Origin of the sequence: Nonomuraea sp. NPDC049649 (assembly GCF_040675175.1) — a bacterium.
Taxonomy (GTDB): Bacteria; Actinomycetota; Actinomycetes; order Streptosporangiales; family Streptosporangiaceae; genus Nonomuraea.
In genome coordinates, this window is record NZ_JBFAOH010000090.1 from 1 (window position 1) to 1,291 (window position 1,291).

Sequence of the window (1,291 nt, forward strand, 5' to 3'; positions counted from 1 at the left end):
TGTGTGATGTGACTGCGTGCCTTTTGAAGAATGAGCCTGCGAGTTATGGTGTGTGGCGAGGTTAACCCGTGTGGGGAAGCCGTAGCGAAAGCGAGTCTGAAGAGGGCGTTTGAGTCGCATGCTGTAGACCCGAAGCGAAGTGATCTACGCATGGGCAGGTTGAAGCTCAGGTAAGACTGGGTGGAGGACCGAACCCACCAGGGTTGAAAACCTGGGGGATGATCTGTGTGTAGGGGTGAAAGGCCAATCAAACTTCGTGATAGCTGGTTCTCCCCGAAATGCATTTAGGTGCAGCGTCGCGTGTTTCTTGCCGGAGGTAGAGCACTGGATGGCCGATGGGCCCGACAAGGTTACTGACGTCAGCCAAACTCCGAATGCCGGTAAGTGAGAGCGTGGCAGTGAGACTGCGGGCGATAAGGTTCGTAGTCGAGAGGGAAACAGCCCAGATCACCGACTAAGGCCCCTAAGCGTGTGCTAAGTGGGAAAGGATGTGGAGTCGCAGAGACAACCAGGAGGTTGGCTTAGAAGCAGCCATCCTTGAAAGAGTGCGTAATAGCTCACTGGTCAAGTGATTCTGCGCCGACAATGTAGCGGGGCTCAAGCACACCGCCGAAGTCGTGGCACTGATGGGACCTTCGGGTTCTGTTGGTGGGTAGGGGAGCGTCGTGCAGCCGGCGAAGCCGCCGAGTGATCGAGTGGTGGAGGCTGTGCGAGTGAGAATGCAGGCATGAGTAGCGAATCGAGGGTGAGAAACCCTCGCGCCGGATGACCAAGGGTTCCTGGGGCAGGTTAATCCGCCCAGGGTAAGTCGGGGCCTAAGGCGAGGCCGACAGGCGTAGTCGATGGATAACGGGTTGATATTCCCGTACCCGCTGCAATGCGCCCATACTGAACCCATTGATACTAAGAGTCCTTAAGTCAGCTGCCTCTTCGGAGGCGGTGCTAGACCGAACGCTCGACCTGATTTGGTAGTAGGTAAACGATGGGGTGACGCAGGAAGGTAGTCCATCCCAGGCGGTGGTTGTCCTGGGGTAAGCATGTAGGGGGCGAGGTAGGCAAATCCGCCTCGCATATTCCCTGAGATGTGATGCCGAGCCGATTGTGGCGAAGTGGATGATCCTATGCTGCCGAGAAAAGCCTCTAGTGAGTGTTGTGGCGGCCCGTACCCTAAACCGACTCAGGTGGTCAGGTAGAGAATACCGAGGCGATCGGGTGAACTGTGGTTAAGGAACTCGGCAAATTGCCCCCGTAACTTCGGGAGAAGGGGGACCTCTGCTGGTGATGGGTTTTA

General features: G+C 56.6%; 1 rRNA gene (cut by a window edge). It reads left to right on the forward strand.

From position 1 onward, the window contains the following. Positions 1-1,291: ribosomal RNA gene (locus tag AB0J42_RS37515) — 23S ribosomal RNA — on the forward strand; its annotated part runs 1,277 nt beyond the window's last position; the annotation flags it as partial.